Source organism: Nosocomiicoccus massiliensis (genome assembly GCF_000438455.1).
GTDB classification, from domain to species: domain Bacteria; phylum Bacillota; class Bacilli; order Staphylococcales; family Salinicoccaceae; genus Nosocomiicoccus; species Nosocomiicoccus massiliensis.
Genome location: NZ_CAVG010000076.1, coordinates 1 through 2558, shown reverse-complemented (window position 1 = coordinate 2558; position 2558 = coordinate 1). Strand labels below are relative to the sequence as shown.

The 2558-nt window shown below is 29.5% G+C and carries 1 protein-coding gene; it reads left to right on the top strand.

The window, feature by feature from the left end:
* The first annotated feature begins 461 nt into the window (after nt 1-461).
* Nucleotides 462-1895, top strand: a complete 1434-nt coding sequence (locus TJ68_RS03525) for a primase C-terminal domain-containing protein (protein ID WP_052327285.1) — start codon at nt 462-464, stop codon at nt 1893-1895.
* Nucleotides 1896-2558: the final 663 nt, after the last annotated feature.

Here is a 2558-nt window from a genome sequence, read left to right as displayed (position 1 = left end):
AATCGGCAATCAATATGCACATTTCGTGCTTAGCAATTTTAGTGCATTTTAGTTGCTAAAAAAGAAATGCTCCATAGCAAGTGCTACGGAGCATTAGAAAATTTAATATTTAGCAACAATCGTTTTAGTCTTAATTTTATTTCTATCATAGGAATGGGGATCCTAAGAAATAAAAACCCAAGATTAATCTGATTGAAGCCACTAACAGACTAGACGTTTAAAAATTAGATTGATTTAAACGTTTTTAGGTTACAAAATCTATGATTAAAATATATCATAATATGTAATTTAAAGCAACGTTAACACACTAGAATTGTATCGTTTTAGGGATAATTATATCCTTTTTTAAGTAAAACGACACTTTATATAGATTGTTTTAGATCAGTTGTACTCTCAAGCGTTTAGTCCATAGGTGGCTAAACGCTATTTTTGTATCAAAAATGAGGAGAGGTGCAACTATCATGAGTGTAAATCTATATAATTTATATAATGTGTTATTTAAAAAAGGCATATCAGACAATAGAGCTCAGTTATTAGAAATAAATAGTTACGGTAAAATCGCCTGTGCATCATCAAAAGAAGCAATGATTAAAAACCGTGGATTTACAGTTGGCTCAATCGAAACATTAATGAGTAATAAGCAACTAACACACTTCACGCCAAACGTTTTTAACTATTTATCACGTAAAAACGGAGTAGTTAGTGGTCATAGCGAAGAAAACTTAAAACAAATCAATACCTTTGTGATTGATTTTGATAATCCAAAAGCAACTGCACAAGATATTATGAATGTAGCGTTAGATATTAATATTTTACCTACTTTTCTAGTGAAAACAGATAAAGGGTATCATGCTTACTTTGTTTTAGAAGAAGCAGTATACGTATCTAAAAGTAAAAATTATAAGAGTTTACAAGTAGCAAAAAAAATATCACAAAATCTAAGACAAGCCTTTTCTAAAGAGATTAAAGGTGTGGATCTTATCTGTAATCATTTTGGTTATTTTCGTTTCCCAACGAAACATAATATTGAGTATTTAAACCTTGAAGAAACACATAATTTCAAAGATTTAATGAATTGGTCAATGAAATATACAGATGATGTGATCGCTAACTTTAAATTAGTCGTAGATAATACGATTCATTCAAGTAAACAACAAATTAAAGAAGCTTGGTATAGAGAGTTAATCACACAAGCACAAATATATGCAGGACATGGTTATGGGCGTAATAACACAGTATTTACGCTTTCTTTAGCGAACTTTCAATCAGGTGTGGTACTTGAAGATTGTTTAAATAAAATGGATGAGTTCAACACATATTTAGAATATCCATTAAATCCAAATGACGTAAAACGTGCAGTTTATAGTGCATATTCTGGTAAATACCAAGGGGCTAATAAATATTATATTGATTATTTAATGGAAACTTGGACAAATAAATCATATAAATCAACAGCATTTAATCCAAGATATAAGCACAAGAAAGCTCGACATGAACGTGTTTATAGTAAGCAAGAAGAACGTGAGCAAGATATTTTAGCATTCATTAATGATAATGCACAGCAGGGTGTCGTTGAAATTTCTCTATCACAACTTGCGAATGTATTTAACGTATCAAAAGCAACAATTATTAAAGTAATTAACGCTTCTAACCAAATTTTTACAAAAGTAATTGGTAAGGGGAGATATGCAGTAACTAAAATTTATTCACTCATATCTCTAGTTCAACATGTCAAAAATAAATCAACAGGATCATCATTTAACCATCTAGAAATGGAAAATATTTATCAGTATGTAGAAGAAGAACAGGATAAAAAACGCTTAGAATCCATCGTAAATATGTTTAGAAACGAAAGAAATAAACGTCATATCGAACAACGAGAATTGTTGCTATAAAATACCTATAACCATTGTCACTAAAGCATTTTCGAGACTTTTAGTTTTAACGGTCAACTTTGCCATACATATATATATATAGTGTGAGTAGTTGAAGAATAATATAAGTATAAAGATATTATAGGGGTGATTTAGTATGATTAAGGTAATAGTATTTCTTCTTAATGTATTAAAGATTTTATTGGTAGTACCTATGGTAATATTAGGACTAACGTTAGATAAGTTAGGTTTTAAGAGTAATTTTTTTAACATGGACAATTGTTTTTATAACTTATCCAATATTGTTAGCAGTTGAATTGGTAATTGCATATTATTTATTTGCCTTGGGATTATATGCTGTAGTGATGGTGTTTTACTTGTTCGTACAGTATGTTGTAACGCCTATTGCAATTGTATTGATGATTCCAGTGATATTAGTATTAGGATTTTTCTATGTAATGTTACTCTTATTGCTCGGTGAATTTGCGAAGTAGATGTATGATCAAATGTTAAAAGAATAGAAAGTAGGGATGGATATGAAAAAAATAGTAATTGCTTTAATGTTAGTTATGTGTGTGATTGTATTAGCAGGGTGTGGGAATAATCCTAAAAGTATGTTTGAGGAAAAAACATATTTTGTAGAGTATAAGAACGGGAAAAATTCAACATTTCTATTGGAATTTG